Origin of the sequence: Comamonas sp. B-9 (assembly GCF_000410635.1) — a bacterium.
GTDB lineage: Bacteria > Pseudomonadota > Gammaproteobacteria > Burkholderiales > Burkholderiaceae_C > Comamonas.
In genome coordinates, this window is record NZ_KE148662.1 from 1 (window position 1) to 378 (window position 378).

Consider the following 378-nt stretch of genomic DNA (forward strand, 5'->3'; position numbering starts at 1 on the left):
GGCCTGGGGTGGCAGCGGCGGGGTTCACGCCAGCGTCTCGACCTCGCAGGCGAGCACATAGCCGGCATTGCGCACGGTGCGCAGCAGCTGGGCCTGGCGCGGCTGGGGCTCCAGGTGCTGGCGCAGGCGGCTGATGCAGACATCGACGGCGCGGTCCAGCGCCTGGCGCTCGCGGCCAAAGGTGTACTCGGCCAGGTAGTCGCGGCTCAGGGTGCGCTGCGGGTTCTGCGCCAGCGCGCAGAGCACGCGGTAGTCCGACTGGGCCAGGCTGATCAGCAGGCCATCGGGGTCATGCAGGCTGCGGCTTTGCATGTTCAAGGTCCAGCCGGCAAAGCGCAGGGTGGCCAGGTGCTCGGGCTCGTGCATCGATGCGGGCAC

The 378-nt window shown here is 70.9% G+C and carries 1 protein-coding gene; it reads right to left on the minus strand.

Annotated features, from left to right (window positions below):
* Window positions 1-24: 24 nt before the first annotated feature.
* Window positions 25-378: winged helix-turn-helix domain-containing protein (locus tag H928_RS33790; RefSeq protein WP_043341675.1), on the minus strand; the 354-nt coding region annotated here is incomplete at its 5' end.